This is a genomic window from Rhizobium sp. CCGE531, from assembly GCF_003627795.1.
Lineage (GTDB): Bacteria > Pseudomonadota > Alphaproteobacteria > Rhizobiales > Rhizobiaceae > Rhizobium.
The window spans coordinates 1,256,425-1,272,419 of record NZ_CP032685.1; the positions used below are offsets into that span (position 1 = coordinate 1,256,425).

Below are 15,995 nucleotides of genomic sequence, written 5' to 3' on the forward strand. Positions count from 1 at the left end.
ATGAAACAGGATATTCTCGTCAAGGCCGTCGACGTCACGAAGAACTACGGCGATTTCTGCGCCCTCGACAAGGTCAGCATGGAGGTCGTGCGTGGCGAAGTCAGCTGTATCATCGGCCCCTCCGGCTCCGGCAAAAGCACGTTTCTGAGATGTATCAACCTTTTGGAGCGGATGGATGGCGGCGCCATCTGGGTCAATGACGAGCTGATCGGCTACCGCCGCGAAGGCAACAATCTGCACCAAATCAGCGATGCGGAAATCTCCCGTCAGCGCCGCCGCATCGGCATGGTCTTCCAACGCTTCAATCTCTTTCCGCATAAGACCGCGATCGAGAACATCATCGAGGGACCGGTGCATGTCCTCGGACAATCCGTTGAGCAGGCCCATGAACGAGCCTCCGTCCTTCTGGAACGTGTCGGTCTTGCCGAGAAGGCGAACCATTATCCGTCGGAACTTTCCGGCGGCCAGCAACAGCGCGTCGCCATTGCTCGCGCTATGGGCATGCAGCCGGATCTCATTCTCTTCGACGAGCCCACATCGGCGCTCGACCCCGAACTCGTCTCCGAAGTTCTCGACGTCATGAAGGATCTTGCGGCGTCCGGAATGACCATGATCGTCGTCACCCACGAATTGGGCTTTGCTCGCAACGTGGCTAACACCGTCACCTTCATGGAAGCAGGGAAAGTCGTCGAAACAGGCTTGGCATCGGAGGTTCTCAACACTCCGAAAAGCGCCAGAACGGCGGAGTTCATCAAAGCCGTTCACAGTTGAGAGAATGAAGCTGGCGGAACAAGAAGCCCTCCGGCTTTGAATCAGAGTCAATAATGGGGAACCACATGAACACGCATCTCGTCATGCTCGCAGCCCTATGCACGGCCGCAACCACGGCCAACGCCGAAGGCCTTCCGGAAAGAATCAAATCCGCCGGCAAGGTTGTCGTCGCCAACCAGGCGAACTATCCGCCGATGGAATACAAGGATCCGGCCACCAACAAACTGATGGGCCTCGATATCGATCTTGGCCTCGCGCTTGCAAAACAGCTCGGCACCACGGTGGAATGGTCCGATATCGGCTTCGAACAGATGATCTCGTCTCTGACCACTGGCCGCGTCGACCTCATCCATAGCGGCATGAGCGACCTGCCCACCCGTCGAGACACGCTCGATTTCGTGGACTATATGAAATCGGGCGCGCAGTTCTACACGTCCTTTGCCCGCAAGGATGAATTCAAGACCCCGACCGACTTCTGCGGCAAGACGATTGGCATGAGCCGGCGCACCTCGTTCCCGGACGAAACGGCGAAGTGGAGCGCTGCGCATTGCGAAGCCGCCGGCCTGCCCGCCATCAAAGTTGTCGGAACGGAAGGCTCGGCTGACGCCCGTGTCCAATTGAAGCAAGGTCGCGTCGATGGTGCGGTGCAGGGTTCGGAAACGCTCCCCTACCTGCTTTCCCTGGAGAAGAACACCTACGCAGTCGTTGGCGAACCCTTCACTGCCGTCTATCAGGGCATCGGCTTTGCCAAGAAGGACAAGGAGCTGCACGACGCCTATGCCGCGGCTTTGAAAGCGATGATGGCGTCTGGCGAATATAAGACGATCTTCGCCAAATACGGCCTCGAAGGCGCGATGCTGGACGGCATTTACGTCAACGGCGAAGCCGTAAAGTAGCACCAGTCGTCTGTGGCCTCGGGGTGGAAGCGCCGGGGCTGCAAAGCACATCCCAGTGAAGGCGGCTCTGATGAAGGCAGCCTCGTTCGGGACGATCATTCCCAGATATGAAAGAGCAGACAATCATGTCCCGCGTTCTCGGTGACGCCCCGATCGACCGACTGGCATCCTTCATTTCGGCACTCCGGTTTGAAGCCCTTCCCGCTGATGTTGTCGAAAAGACCAAAATCCATATCGCCGATACATTTGCCGCCGCCCTCGCCGGCGGGCGTTCGAACGAATTCCGGATCGCAAGACGTCTTGGCCGGACGCAGGGAAACGCGAGAATCTGGGGTACCGCTGAGCGGGTATCTGCCCGCGACGCCGCGCTGATCAACGGCGTGGCGGCGCATGCCTTTGAACTGGACGATGCCGGGGGATGTGATCACTCCGGCGCCGTCGTCATGCCCGCAATCCTTGCTGCCATGGCGGAAGAATCGCTCACGATAACAGGCAAGGACCTGATCGTGGCCGTGGTGGCCGGATATGATGTCGGGCGGCGGATTCTGGAGGCAACCGGCGGATATGACAGCCACAACAGCCTCGGATGGCACTCGACGGGAACCTGCGGCACCCTTGCAGCCGCGGCTGCCGTCGCCAATATCTCCGGCCTCGATGCCTCTTCCACACGTGATGCGATCACGCTTGCGACCAGCTTTTCGTCCGGCCTGTGGGCTTTCATCCACGACGGTTCGCAAGCCAAGAAGATCCACGCCGGCCGTGCCGCCGAAGGAGGCCTGCTTGCCGCGCGGCTGGCCGCGGAAGGCTTTGCAGGACCGTCCAAGGTCTTCGACGACGTATGGGGTGGCTTCTTCCGCTCCTTCAACAAATCGGCTTGCGAGGTGGAAAAGCTTAGCGACGCGCTCGGTGAAAGCTGGAAAGTGAAGCGCGCTGTCCTGAAACCCTACGCATCCTGCCGTGGCGCCCATTCTGCCGTGGATGCGCTGGACGACCTCCTTCAGGAAACGGACCGTGACGCCACCGAGATAGCGACGATCGAGGTGCAATTGAGCCCCATGTTGATGGGCATGTGCGGCGCTAAGGAAAGTGATGCGATGGCGCCGACCCAGATGAGCCTGCCTTACGCTCTTGCTGCGCGTTGCATTTTCGGCACCGCCGGGCTGCAGGCTTATTCGGCGGAACGGCGGGCAGATCCGCGTTTGCACGACATTATGGACGGAATGCGCCTCATCGTGGATGATGGTATGCAACCGCTCGACGAACCGGTCGTGACGCTGATCTTCACGGATGGCTCCAGCGCCTCGCGCATGGTGCCGCGGGCCACCGGCTCGGCTGAACGGCCGATGCGGCCGGCCGCAGTCTCTGCCAAGTTTCAGGAGCTCACGACCATGACTCTGGAACTGGAGCAAGCTGATCGGCTTTGGACCATGCTCGCCGATCTGGAGAATTTGGAAGACTGCCGCCGGCTCGAAGCCCTGCTGGCAGGCAATGCGGACAACCGCCCGGTCTTTTGCTGAGGATATTGCCATGACCCACGACCTGACCCCGCGCCCTCTCAATCCGGCTGAGAAAACCCCGCCGATGATCTGGCCGAACGGTGCGCGAAGCGCCCTATTCATCGGCTTTGACGTCGACGCGGAAACCGCATGGATCGGCAATAACCCCTCCAATGTCGACCGTATGGTCACCACCTCCCACGGCGGCTATGACGCACGTGTCGGGATTGCCAAGATCCTTGAGCTGATGGAGGAACTGTCACTGAACGCAACCTTCTTCACGCCCGGATGGACAGCCCTTGCGCATCCTAAAGTCTGCGAAGGCATCCTCAAAGCCGGACACGAGATCGGCCATCACGGTTATCTGCACAAGATGCCGGATCGGGAAAAACTCGATGAGACATTCGAGGAAATCGATCGCGGTTTCGAGGCATTGCAGAAGACATTCGGCATCCGGCCCGTCGGTTATCGCGCACCCTCCGGCGAAAATTTTCCGGAATTGCTGGACTATCTTTCCAAATCCGGCATCCGCTATTCGAGTTCGTTCCGCGACGATATTCTGCCTTACCGGCATCGATCCGCGGGCGATATGCCGGGCTTGGTCGAAATCCCCGTCAACTTCGCCTTTGATGATTGGAACTTCGGCATGTCAAGCCGAACGAGTCCGCGTCCGCTTTTCGGGCGGGACGCAGTGCTTCCTCTCTGGATCGAGGAATTCGAGACAACCCATGCATGGGGCGGAGTGACAACGCTTGTCCTGCATCCGCAGGTGTCCGGCCGACCGATGCGCTGGCACATACTGCGCGACTTCCTGCGCCACGTGCAGTCGAAAGGCGACGTCTGGATCGCGACCGGCGCGCAGATCACAAATCACTTTGAAGCACTGGAAACAGAGCGCAAAACTCTTTCAGCTTAAGAAGCGGGAGTATCCAACATGGCATTCGACCACGAAAAACTGCAGCAATTGCGTGAAAAATTTTCGGAAGGACATGGAGGCAACATCCACGATCCGGAATTCCGTGCCGTAGCCGACAAGATCTTTTCGGCAAGCGGCACGCGTGCTGCGCCCTTTAGCGGCGTGCCGACCCTGCTCGATGCTCCCTATCGGCCGATTGACGCCGAAAATCCGGACTTTGGCGATCTCGACGTCGCCTTGATCGGGGTTCCGATGGATCTCGGCGTCACCAATCGCCCCGGTTCGCGTTTCGGGCCGCGGGCGTTGCGGGCGATCGAACGGGTCGGGCCTTACAATCACGTCCTGAAATGCGCTCCCCTCTTTGAAGCGAAGGTCGCCGATATCGGCGATGTGCCGTTTCGCAGCCGATATCGGCTGGAACTCAGTCACGAGGATATCGAGCGCCACTTCCGACAGATCGTCAGCGCCGGGGTCGTACCGCTTGCCGTCGGCGGAGACCATTCGATTACACATCCCATCCTCAAGGCCGTGGGCGAGAAGCGCCCGGTCGGGCTGATCCATATCGACGCCCATTGCGATACCGGAGGAGCCTACGACCTGACCAAGTTCCATCACGGAGGACCGTTTAGGAATGCGGTGCTGGATGGGGTTCTCGATCCCACGCGCACCATTCAGATCGGTATTCGCGGTGCTGCGGAATATCTGTGGGAGTTCTCCTATGAAGCCGGCATGACCGTCATCCATGCCGAAGATATTGCCCGCATGGGCATCGATGCCATCGTCGACAAAGCGCGTGCGATCGTAGGAGACGGCCCAACCTATCTCTCCTTCGACGTCGACAGCCTCGATCCCGCTTTTGCCCCCGGCACGGGTACGCCTGAAATCGGCGGGCTGACCAGCCGAGAGGCGCTGGCAATCCTCCACGGATTGAAGGGCATCGATTTCGTCGGGGGTGACGTGGTGGAAGTCGCTCCGCAATATGACGCCACCACGAATACCGCCCACGTGGCGGCTCAGATGCTTTTCGAGATTCTCAGCCTCATCCGCTTCAGCCCGTCCTTGAAGCTCTAGAGCGCCGTGCGTTCATTTGAACGCACAAAGGTCGCTCTAGTCTTTTGAACCTAGAGCATCTTATCCGCTTTAAGGTGATTCCACCTGAAAGCGGGATGCTCTAGCGCACATTCCATCGGTCGCTCACGCGCGGCCGGCCGATGATTGCAGAATGCGGGCCTTGAAGCATGCCCGCCGCAAATGAAAGGACTTCCTCCAATGACGCCGGACGCGACGAAAGCGGACCTGTCGGGAGAACAGATACGACCCGAAAGGATTAGGGAGGCGATCGGACGTCTGAAGCGGGCGGTCGGACCTTCCGGCTGGAGCACCCATCCCGGCCTCCTTGAGCCGCATGTCGTCGACTGGACCGGGCTCATTCGCGGCACGTCGCCCTTGCTGTTGAAACCGGCGCGGACAGAGGAGGTTGCCACTATCGTCTCCATCTGCCGTGAATATGGGCTGAAGATCGTGCCGCAAGGTGGAAATACCTCCCTGGTTGGCGGCGCGGTGCCATCCGGCAGGGGCGTCGAGATCCTGGTCAACCTCGCCCGCATGAACCGGGTGCGGACTATCGATACCATCAACGATACGATTGCCGTTGACGCGGGATGCCTTCTCGCTTCGATCCAGGCGGAAGCCGAGAAGAACGAACGTCTATTCCCACTACGACTTGCCTCCGAAGGCAATTGCCAGATCGGCGGCAATCTTGCCTCCAATGCCGGTGGCAGCAATGTCCTTCGCTATGGAAACACGAGAGATTTGGTGCTCGGTCTCGAAGTGGTTCTCGCCGATGGCCGTATCTGGAACGGCATGCGCGCTCTTCGTAAAGACAATATGGGCTATGATCTCAAGCAGCTGTTCATTGGCAGCGAAGGCACGCTTGGCATCATCACGGCGGCCGTGCTGAAGCTCTTTCCGAGACCGACTTCGGTTGCCACCGCCGTGTGCGCGGTACCATCGGTTAAGGGAGCGCTGGATTTGCTCGCACTTTGCAAGCAGCGAACCGGCGGGCAGGTCACAGCTTTCGAGCTTATGCCGGGAGCCGGTTTGCAGCTCGTTCTCAAGCATTTTCCGGCTTGCCGCTTTCCCTTGGAGAGAATTTGCGAGTGGCAGGTGCTTATCGAATTTTCCTCAAGCGATGCATCGACTTCGCTTGAGGAAAGGATGGAGGCGGTGCTCGCCGAGGCCTATGAGGCCGGACTGGTCACGGACGCGGTGGTTTCGGCGTCTATCAGCCAAGGCAAAAGTTTCTGGGCTCTGCGCGAGGGACTAGCCGAAGCCGATATGATGGAGGGCCCAACGATCCAGGGCGATATAGCCGTTCCGATTTCCTCCATACCGGATTTCCTTGCGACCTGCTCAGCGGCGATTTCTGAGGCCGTAAAAGGAGCACGCATCATTGCTTTCGGCCACCTCGGCGACGGAAACATTCATTTCGGGATTATCCAGCCAGATGACGTTTCCGCGGAGGAATTTTTGGCCAGATCGGATGAGGTCCACGGCATCATCAATCGCTGTGCGCTTCGCTTCGATGGGACCGTTTCAGCCGAACACGGGCTCGGCGCTCTCAAGGCGGGCGCGGTGCTCAAATATCGGGGCGAGGTCGAGCAGGACCTCATGGTTGCGATCAAACGTAGTCTCGATCCTTCAGGCATAATGAACCCTGGCAAGGTCCTGGAGATGAACCGTCCATCACTTTAATTCTGTTGTACCCGGTCGCCAATCTCTTCCATTCTGTTCATGTGGCGGGGATTTCAAGCGGCGTGCCTTGTCGGGTTTTCCTTCAAAGCGCGCGGAAAGCACCAGTTTGCGGATATAATCCGATCGACGTCGACAGGTCGACCCGATCAGTCGTGCCTATTCAAGAATTCCGAAACGGTTTTCAAGCAGAGGTCCTTCTCCTCGACATGCGGCATGTGGCTTGAATTCTCAAAGAGCACCCATTCGCAGCCCTTGATGCGGTCAACGTAAGGTCTGACCACCAGCGGCGTGGCCTCGTCATATCTGCCAGAAATCAGCAAGGTCGGCGCTTCGATGAGGGCAAGCCGGTCCTCGATCGTCCAATCCTTCATCGTGCCGATGACATGAAATTCGGTCGGGCCGTTCATATTGCGGTAGACGGTATTGTCCTCGTCCATGATGGCGAAGGTACGGGCGACTTCCGGCGGCCAAGGCACAACACGGCAGACATGGCGATCGTAGAAGACGCGGGAGGCGGCGATGTATTCTGGATCGGTGATCGTGCCGGCTTGCTCGTGTTTCAGCAGCCTGTCCTGCACATCCTGCGGCAGTTCCTCGCGAAGGCGGTTCGCCTCCGCGACCCAGGTATGCATGTTGGCCGGCGAGTTGGCGATCACAAGCGCTTTCAGACCTTTCGGCTGTCGCACGGCATGTTCAGCGCCCAGCATGCCGCCCCATGACTGGCCAAGAAAGGCATAGCGGTCCTCAATGCCGAGATGCTTCAGTAGCGCATCGAGTTCTTCGAGGAAGAGCGCCGGTGTCCAGAAGTCGGGACCTTTTTCGGGCAGGCGCATGGAATTGCCGTTGCCGAGTTGATCGTAGTGGATCACAGGGCGGCCATCGATCTCGGTGATACCTTTGAAGCTATCAACATAATCATGGGTGCAGCCCGGGCCGCCATGGGCGACGACGAGCGGCAGCTTGCCGGAATCGAGCGAGCCGGTGATGCGATACCATGTCCGGTACTCGCGAAAGGGCAGAAAGGCTTCCTGTGTCGGGACTGCGGCCACGGGCTTCTCCATCTCTAGGCTTTGACGGACAAGACCATAACGCGACCCAACCGGAGGCGGCAGCTATCACAAGTTATAGGATGGCCGCTCGTCCAGCAGGCGATAATGCGTGGCGCGGACGACGGCCTGCGTGCGGTTCTTGGCGCCAAGCTTCTTTGCCGCGGCATTAAGGTGCATGACGACCGTCGGCACGGAGCGATCGATAATGCGTGAGATCTCCTTGGCGGAATAGCCTTCGGCGGAATGGCGCAGGCATTCCCTCTCCCGCTCCGTCAGCCGGATCTTTCCGACGCTGAGTGCCGCCGCATCGAAGAGCGAATAGGCTGCCTCGTGAAAGACATGGGCGAGCAGATTGAAATCGGCGATGTAGCGCAGGGCGTCGCGCTCGAATTCCTTGTCGCTACCGAACCGGACCCCGGTGACGGTCGCATAATCGCCACGAGGCATGTGCACCGGCACGGTCACACCCGTCGACATGTCGCGCTCGCTGAGATAGCGGGCAACGGGAATAGTATCTTCGCTCATGAAGCGCCTGATCAGCGTATCGGCGTTGGAATCATAGTTCCAGAAGAAGGGCGCCGAGGTGCGTAACGCCACCTGCTGCACGGGATCGATGCGGAAATAGCCGCGATCGAACCAGTATTCGTACATATCGTCGGAGATATTCCGCAGCTTCAGGAGCGAAGGGATCATGATCTTGCCGTCGAGATCGTAAGGCACCGGCGTATAATCGTAGATCAACGCCTCGAAACCGATCGCCTTCATGGCCTCGAAGACATGGTCGATGCGGCCGTCCAGCGTCTGGTGCGCCGTGAACTGACGTCTGATGGTTCCGATTTGGTCGAGCATAGCGCGGTTCCCATCTGTGTTCCGGCCTCCCAACCTATCACTTCTTATAGCTGGTACCGATCGCGGTTTAAGGTAAAAATTTAGCCATGCTCAAATATTGAGCAAGCAGAATCTTTCGCTGGAGTTGTCAATGTGGCGTGAAATCCCGCCCGAGGCGCGGCACGACATCGAAGTCGATGGCTACAAGGTGGTCGCCTACAGTTTCGGGAGTGGGCCCGAAACTATCTTCTGCCTGAACGGCGGCCCGGGCCTGCCATGTGACTATCTGCGCGAAGCCCACTCCTGCCTGATCGACAAGGGCTATCGTGTCGTCGCCTTCGATCAGCTCGGCACCGGTGCCTCCGACCGACCGACGGACAGGGGTCTATGGACCATCGGTCGCTATGTCGAGGAGACGGAGACGGTTCGCAAAGCGCTCGGCCTCGGCAAGGTGCATATGCTCGGCCATTCCTGGGGCGGTTGGCTGGCGATCGACTATGCGCTGACCCATCCCGAAAACCTGCAGACGCTCATCCTTGAAGATACCGTGGCGGACATGCCGCACCTGATCTCCGAGCTGGAGCGTCTGCGCGCGGCGCTCGGGCCGGAAACCGTCGCCATGATGCAGAAGCACGAGGCGCAGGGCACCTACGATCACCCCGAATATCTCGCTGCCGTCACCATCCTCAACTACCGCCATGTCTGTCGCCTGCCGGAATGGCCGGCGCCGGTGCGCCGCTCGCTCGACGACTGGAACATGGGTCCCTATGAGACGATGCAGGGGCCGAACGAATTCCTCTATATCGGCAATCTCAAGGACTGGAACCGCATTCCCGACCTTCAGCGCCTGACCATGCCCGTGCTGATCACAACGGGCGAGCATGACGAACTGACGCCGGCGTGCGCGCTCCGGATGAAGCTCGCCTTGCGAGATGCGGAACTCAAGGTCTTCGCCAATGCCAGCCACATGCCCTTCTACGAGAACCCGCATGACTATTATCCGGCACTTCTCGATTTCCTGTCGAGACACAGGGCAAGCTGATGCACGATGAGGTGATCGAAACCCGACGACGGCAAGGGGGCGATCGCCGCCATGCATCGCTATAAATTTGTTCTGACACGACCGCTGCAGTTCCTGCCCGTTCTCTTCGGCATCAGCGTCATCACCTTCGTTCTGGTGCGTCTGATTCCCGGCGATCCCGCGCGCAACATCCTCGGCACGCGCGCTACGCCGACGGCGCTTGCCAATATCCGTGCCCAGTATGGCCTCGACCAGCCGATGTGGCTGCAATATTTCTATTTCATCAAGAATCTCGGCAACGGCGAGATGGGCAAGTCGATCCTATACAAGATCGACGTGCTGCCGCTGATTTCAACCCGAATCGAACCGACGGTTGCCCTAGTCCTCTCGAGCGTCATCCTGTCTATCCTGATCGCCGTACCGATGGCCGCAATAGCCGCGCGCAATGCCGGCCGCGCGCCGGATCATATCGTTCGCATTGTCTCAACCTTCGGCATCGGCTTTCCGCCATTCTGGCTGGGGCTGATGTTGATCATCGTGTTCAGTGTCAAGCTTGGCGTCCTGCCGGTGTCGGGCTATGGATCGACGATCGTCGACAAGGTCGCCCATCTCATCCTGCCGTCTTTGACCGTTGCGCTGTCGCTTTCGACAGTCCTGACCCGCAGCCTGCGGGCTGCGATGATCGAGTCGCTCAAATCGGATGTCGCGACCGCCGCTCGTGCCCGCGGCATGCCGGAAGGCATCGTCTTCTGGCGGCATGTCGTGCCGAACTCGCTGGTGCCATCAATCAATCTGCTTGCCGTCAACATCGGTTGGCTGATCGGCGGCACAGTCGTCGTCGAAAGCGTCTTCGCACTACCCGGCATGGGCCAGTTATTGGTGCGCGCCATCTTCTCGCGCGACTACATGGTCGTCCAGGGTGTCGCGATGGTGTTTGCCTGCGCCACGGTGCTTGTCAATTTCCTAGCCGATATCGTGACCGTCGCAGCCGACCCACGGGTGACGCTATGAGCGTCGAAGCGATTGCCCACTCTTCTAGCGGCTGGAGGAAGTTCCTCGGAAAGCACCTGACGCTGACGCTCGGCGGCGGCATCTTGCTGTTCTTCCTATTTCTTGCGATCTGCGCCCCCATAGTCGCGCCCTACGATCCGGTCTTTCAGAATGCCGATGTGCGCCTGCAGGCTCCGACGTTGTCGCACCCTTTCGGGACGGATAATTTCGGTCGCGATATCCTGTCGCGCGTCATCTGGGGCGCGCGCATCGACCTGCAGATCGCCGTCATCGGAGTGTTCTTCCCCTTTCTGATCGGCACCACGGTCGGCACTATCGCGGGCTTCTTTCGCGGCATCGTCGATGCGCTGTTCATGCGCATCGTCGATGTCATCCTCGCTTTCCCCTTTCTGGTGCTGATGCTGTCGATCATTGCCATCCTCGGACCGGGACTGAGCAGCTTTTACATCGCCATGGCGCTGGTCGGCTGGGTTTCCTATGCCCGCCTCATCCGCGCGCAGATGCTGGTTCTGAAGGGCAGCGACTATGCGGTTGCCGCCGTCAGTCTCGGCTTCAGCCGGCCGCGCATCATGTTCCGCCATCTGCTGCCGAACGCCATAGCCGGCTCGATCGTCTTTTCCATGTCGGACGCGGTGCTCGTGCTCTTGAGCGGTGCTGCGGTCAGCTATCTCGGCCTCGGTGTGCAACCGCCGATCGCCGAGTGGGGCGTCATGGTCGCCGAAGGCCAGAGCTTCATCACCACAGCCTGGTGGATCACGCTTTTTCCCGGCCTTTCCATTGTCTGCCTCGCCTTTGGCTTCAGCATGCTGGGCGATGCGCTTGGCGAATTGCTCGGAGTGCATGAATGAGCGCGCCCGTCCTTTCCGTCCGCAATCTCGTGGTCAGAGCCCATCTCGACAACGGCAAGCGGACGCTGATTGATGGCGTTTCGCTCGATCTCGGCAGGGGCGAAATCCTCGGCCTTGTCGGCGAAAGCGGCTCCGGCAAGAGCCTCTTGTGCCGTTCGCTCGTGCGGCTGCTGCCCTCCTCGCTGCTGAAGATCGAAAGCGGCAAGATCCGCCTCGAAGGACGGGAGTTGACCGAGGTCAGCGATGCGGAGATGCTTGAAGTGCGCGGCGGGGAGATCGGCATGATCTTCCAGAACCCGACGAGCCATCTCGATCCCGTCATGCGTATCGGCGACCAGATCGCCGAAGGCATCCGCTATCATCAGGGCCTCAATGCGCGCAAGGCCCGCGCGGCGGCAACCGAGATCCTTGCCCAGGTCGGCTTTCCCGATCCTGTCAGGCAATATGACAGCTATCCGCACGAATTTTCCGGCGGAATGCGCCAGCGCGCCATGATCGGCGTGGCGCTTTCCTGCAATCCGAAGATCCTGATCGCCGACGAGCCGACGACCGCGCTCGATGTCACCATCCAGGCGCAGATTCTCAAGCTCTTGATGGAAATCCGCGACAAGCGCGGCCTCTCCATCATCCTCATCACCCACGATCTCGGCATCGTCGCCCAGACCTGCGACCGGATCGCCGTGATGCGCGGCGGAAAGCTGCTGGAGGAAGGTCCGAAACGGACGCTCCTGTCGCAACCGCGACATCCTTACACGATCGACCTGATTAAGAGCCATCCGTCGATGCCCGATGAGACAGCATCCGTCGCGGAAGCCATGAGAGGCGATACGCCCCTCATGCCCCTCCTTGAAGTCGACGATCTTCACGTCCGCTTCAATGTCGGCGGCGGCTTCCTCAAGGGAAGCAGTAAAAGAACGGTCAACGCCGTCTCCGGCGTCAGCCTGCAGGTGATGCCGGGCGAAACGGTCGGGATCGTCGGCGAATCCGGCAGCGGCAAGAGCACGCTTGCCCGTGCTATTCTTGGTCTGACACCGCTCTCCTCCGGACACATCACCTTCGACGGCATCGACCTGGCGCAGCAGAGAACGGCGGGCCTCGTCAAGCTGCGGCGCGAGGCGGCCATGGTATTCCAGGACCCCTACAATGCGCTCAACCCGCGGCTGACGATCGGCGAGATGCTTTCCGAAGTGCTTAAGGTGCGGGGCAAGGTCGTATCGGCCGATATTCCCGCCCGCGTCGGCGAGCTGCTGGACCTCGTCGGCCTGGAGCGCGAATTTGTCAATCGCAAGCCGCGCAGCATGAGCGGCGGCCAGTGCCAGCGCGCCGGCATCGCTCGAGCACTCGCCGTCGATCCTACGCTCATCATCGCCGACGAATGCGTCGCCGCTCTCGACGTCACCATACAGGCGCAGATCATCGAGCTCTTCCGCGAGCTGACGCGGAAGATGAACCTGACCCTGCTCTTCATCGCCCATGACCTCGCCATCGTCCGCAATCTTTGCGAACGCACCGTCGTCATGTATCGCGGCGAAATCGTCGAGGAAGGCCCGTCCGAGGAGGTCTTCACGCGGCCGAAACATGCCTACACGGCCTCGCTCATCGCCGCCATCCCGGACATCGATCCGGACAAGCCGCTCTTCGCCGACACCGATCTTCGAAGCGAAAGGGGAGTTGGCGAAATCCTGCCATTCAAACGCATGCCATAACAACCAAGGGAACGATCTTATGACCAGCAAATGGAAATCAATCGGGCTTGCGGCCATCGTCGCCGGCCTTACTCTCACTGCAACCTATGCCGAGGCGGCAGGCGTTCTGACCATCGGCCGCCGCGAAGATTCGACGACGTTCGATCCGATCAAGACAGCGCAGAACATCGACAATTGGGTCTTCTCGAACGTCTACGACGTGCTGATCCGCGTCGACAAGACCGGCACCAAGCTGGAGCCCGGTCTCGCCGAAAGTTGGACGGCATCCGACGATGGCCTGACCTATGTCTTTAAGATCCGCGACACGAAATTCTCCGACGGCTCGCCGCTGACGGCCGAGGATGCCGCCTTCAGCCTGTTGCGTATCCGCGACGACGCGGCCTCGCTCTGGAGCGATTCCTACAAGGTGATCGATACCGCCGTCGCGACCGACGCGCATACGCTGACGATCAAGCTCAAGCATCCCTCCGCGCCCTTCCTGTCGACGCTGGCGCTACCGAATGCCTCCGTCATCTCCAAGAAGGGCATGGAATCGCTCGGCCCCGACGCCTATGGCGAAAAGCCGATCGCCTCGGGTGCCTTCGTCGTCAACGAATGGCGGCGCGGCGATCGTATCATCCTCAAGAAAAACCCCTATTTCTGGCAGGCCGACCGTGTGAAGCTTGATGGCGTCGAATGGATCTCCGTGCCGGACGACAATACCCGTATGCTGAACGTCCAGGCGGGCCAGCTCGATGCAGCGATCTTCGTGCCCTTTTCCCGCGTGGCGGAGCTGAAGAAGGACCCCAACCTCAATGTCGATATCGACGCTTCGACCCGTGAGGATCATCTTCTGATCAACCACGCGCATGGCGTGCTCGGCAAAAAGGAGGTTCGCCAGGCCCTCGACATGGCGATCGACAAGAAGGCGATCGTCGATGCAGTCACCTTCGGCCAGGGAGCGGTTGCCAATTCCTACATTCCGAAGGGCGCGCTTTATCACTATGCCGACAACCTGCAGCGCCCCTACGATCCGGATAAAGCCAAGAAGATGCTGACTGAGGCCGGCGTTTCCAACCTGACGCTGACCTATCTTCTCCGCGCCGGCGACGAAGTCGACGAGCAGACGGCCGTGCTGGTGCAGCAGCAATTGCAGAAGGCCGGCATCACCGCCAACCTGCAGAAGGTCGATCCCAGCCAGGAATGGGATATGACGGTCGCCGGGGACTACGACATCTCGGTCAATTATTGGACCAACGACATTCTCGACCCCGACCAAAAAACGACCTTCGTGCTCGGCCACGATTCCAACAACAACTATTCGACCAACTACAAGAACGAGGCCGTGAAGGAGCTGGTCGCCAAGGCCCGCCTTGAGCTCGATCCCAAGAAACGCGAACAGATGTATATCGATCTGCAGAAGATGGCGAAGGACGACGTCAACTGGGTCGACCTCTACTACAGCCCCTATATCAACGTCTCGCGCAAGAATATCGAGAACTTCTACCAGAACCCGCTCGGCCGCTTCTTCCTGGAAGATACGGTCAAGAACTGAATTTCTTCTGCCTGATCTATGCTCCGCCGCCCGGCGGAGCATCGCTCTTTGAACGCGGAGATTGATCGTGCCGCCGGACGAGATTGTCACCCATGTCTTAGGAACGATCTGTTACCTATGTCTCCGGGCTGGACACCGTGGAAAATGGCGCGCCGGAGAGGATGAAACCGGGAACTGTTATACTCTTGCGGCGGCACTATAATTCAGAAAGCGGTGTTGGTTTGCCTCGCAGCTTGCAAAATCTGGCCCGTTACCGGGTCGGAAGCACTTTCCTTATCCCAAGCCTGAGCCGCTATTCGCCAAACACCCTTATCCTTGACGAGTAACATCATTTCGACAGTCCGATTGGTCTCGGCAGCGTTCTCGATATTCTCGCAGACCACTACGTCGACCGCCACATTGCCGAAAGCGTGTACCACACTTTCTAAGGCTCTTTCGTGGAAGCTTTCCAGTGAGGTTCCGACGAGACCGTTCATGCGTTCAGCAAACTGCTGAATCGACTGCGGATGTATAGGGCGCGCAGACGCATAAAGGGGCGCCTGAGAAACGAAGTCCGCGATGAAGGCCGTCCAATCGGGCACCCCGTCTGGTCCCCAGCTCACACTCCTGAACTGGCGGTCGATAAGCGCACGGACCGCCTCAATTTCAGGGGTCACATCCCTATTCAACAAAACCATCGAGCCAACCCGAGGGATGTGCGTCACGCGCCTTGTGCTCTTCCTACCACAAATCAGAGCTACACGCAGCAGCAGTTGCCACCAGAGAGCCAACGAGGCAAGTCCATATCAATCGCGTCCCGAGATCATCGTGGGTGTTGTCACCATTCGCCTTGAAGAAGGCGCATCTGTTGCCCGCGTCGCCGCTGTTGCGCGGGCCTGCGCGTGGCTCAGACGCTCGGGCTCCGAGCTTGATTTCCACGCGTTCGCAAAAGAACAGAGCTTCGGCAAGTAGCTCTAAGTTCGTAGATTTCATGCAGCGGGCAAAACCGGATGGGGTTCAGCAAAGCCAGCCAATGGATCGGGATGGCGGCTTGCCGAGGATTTTTTCTTGTGGTCTAGTCCTCGTTGACATGGCACCCAAATGCGCGTCGCAAACCGACACGTAGGCAGAGCAAATCCAGCAAGTAAATAGTTGTGCCGAGATGGTTGAGCGAGCGTTTCGATGA

At 59.4% G+C, this 15,995-nt stretch carries 15 protein-coding genes; 12 read left to right on the top strand and 3 right to left on the bottom strand.

The window, feature by feature from the left end:
• The 6 genes from CCGE531_RS25340 (at position 1) to CCGE531_RS25365 (ending at position 6,833) form a co-directional block, all read left to right on the top strand.
• Positions 1-771, top strand: a complete 771-nt coding sequence (locus CCGE531_RS25340; RefSeq protein WP_120668890.1) for an amino acid ABC transporter ATP-binding protein — start codon at positions 1-3, stop codon at positions 769-771.
• A gap of 65 nt (positions 772-836) precedes the next feature.
• Positions 837-1,667, top strand: a complete 831-nt coding sequence (locus tag CCGE531_RS25345; protein WP_162944002.1) for an ABC transporter substrate-binding protein — start codon at positions 837-839, stop codon at positions 1,665-1,667.
• A 125-nt stretch (positions 1,668-1,792) separates the two neighbouring features.
• On the top strand, positions 1,793-3,184 hold the full coding sequence (locus CCGE531_RS25350) for an MmgE/PrpD family protein (protein ID WP_120669425.1): 1,392 nt from the start codon (positions 1,793-1,795) through the stop codon (positions 3,182-3,184).
• 10 nt (positions 3,185-3,194) lie between these two features.
• The gene (locus CCGE531_RS25355; protein ID WP_120668893.1) at positions 3,195-4,079 is read left to right on the top strand and encodes a polysaccharide deacetylase; all 885 of its coding nucleotides are present in this window, start codon (positions 3,195-3,197) and stop codon (positions 4,077-4,079) included.
• Between the two features lie 18 nt (positions 4,080-4,097).
• A complete protein-coding gene (gene speB, locus CCGE531_RS25360; protein ID WP_120668895.1) occupies positions 4,098-5,150 on the top strand; it encodes an agmatinase in 1,053 nt (350 codons plus the stop codon).
• Positions 5,151-5,348: 198 nt separating this feature from the next.
• Complete coding sequence (locus tag CCGE531_RS25365) at positions 5,349-6,833, top strand: FAD-binding oxidoreductase (protein ID WP_120668897.1); 1,485 nt, start codon at positions 5,349-5,351, stop codon at positions 6,831-6,833.
• Positions 6,834-6,979: 146 nt separating this feature from the next.
• Here the strand turns inward: CCGE531_RS25365 and CCGE531_RS25370 are convergent, their stop codons facing one another.
• Both CCGE531_RS25370 and CCGE531_RS25375 read right to left on the bottom strand, forming a co-directional pair.
• A complete protein-coding gene (locus CCGE531_RS25370) occupies positions 6,980-7,894 on the bottom strand; it encodes a proline iminopeptidase-family hydrolase (RefSeq protein ID WP_162944003.1) in 915 nt (304 codons plus the stop codon).
• Between the two features lie 54 nt (positions 7,895-7,948).
• The gene (locus CCGE531_RS25375) at positions 7,949-8,731 is read right to left on the bottom strand and encodes a LuxR family transcriptional regulator (RefSeq protein WP_120668899.1); all 783 of its coding nucleotides are present in this window, start codon (positions 8,729-8,731) and stop codon (positions 7,949-7,951) included.
• A gap of 130 nt (positions 8,732-8,861) precedes the next feature.
• Here CCGE531_RS25375 and CCGE531_RS25380 point away from each other — a divergent pair, with 130 nt between their 5' ends.
• Genes CCGE531_RS25380 through CCGE531_RS25400 form a run of 5 tightly spaced genes read left to right on the top strand, consistent with a single transcriptional unit; the run spans position 8,862 to position 14,830 of the window.
• Positions 8,862-9,752, top strand: a complete 891-nt coding sequence (locus tag CCGE531_RS25380; RefSeq protein WP_120668900.1) for a proline iminopeptidase-family hydrolase — start codon at positions 8,862-8,864, stop codon at positions 9,750-9,752.
• Between the two features lie 51 nt (positions 9,753-9,803).
• Positions 9,804-10,742, top strand: coding sequence for an ABC transporter permease (locus CCGE531_RS25385; protein ID WP_120668902.1), 939 nt, complete (start codon positions 9,804-9,806; stop codon positions 10,740-10,742).
• Positions 10,739-11,590, top strand: a complete 852-nt coding sequence (locus CCGE531_RS25390; RefSeq protein WP_120668904.1) for an ABC transporter permease — start codon at positions 10,739-10,741, stop codon at positions 11,588-11,590. Before CCGE531_RS25385 ends, CCGE531_RS25390 begins: the two co-directional genes overlap by 4 nt.
• Positions 11,587-13,296 (top strand): ABC transporter ATP-binding protein, encoded by a 1,710-nt coding sequence (locus CCGE531_RS25395; protein WP_120668906.1) that lies wholly within the window; start codon positions 11,587-11,589, stop codon positions 13,294-13,296. Before CCGE531_RS25390 ends, CCGE531_RS25395 begins: the two co-directional genes overlap by 4 nt.
• A 19-nt stretch (positions 13,297-13,315) precedes the next feature.
• The gene (locus CCGE531_RS25400) at positions 13,316-14,830 is read left to right on the top strand and encodes an ABC transporter substrate-binding protein (RefSeq protein ID WP_120668908.1); all 1,515 of its coding nucleotides are present in this window, start codon (positions 13,316-13,318) and stop codon (positions 14,828-14,830) included.
• Positions 14,831-15,033: 203 nt separating this feature from the next.
• On the opposite strand, the gene CCGE531_RS25405 is transcribed toward CCGE531_RS25400, so the two are convergent.
• Entirely contained in the window at positions 15,034-15,507 is a 474-nt protein-coding gene (locus tag CCGE531_RS25405) for a hypothetical protein (RefSeq protein WP_120669429.1), read from the bottom strand.
• 130 nt (positions 15,508-15,637) lie between these two features.
• Here CCGE531_RS25405 and CCGE531_RS34400 point away from each other — a divergent pair, with 130 nt between their 5' ends.
• On the top strand, positions 15,638-15,781 hold the full coding sequence (locus CCGE531_RS34400) for a hypothetical protein (protein WP_162944004.1): 144 nt from the start codon (positions 15,638-15,640) through the stop codon (positions 15,779-15,781).
• The last annotated feature ends 214 nt before the right edge of the window (positions 15,782-15,995 follow it).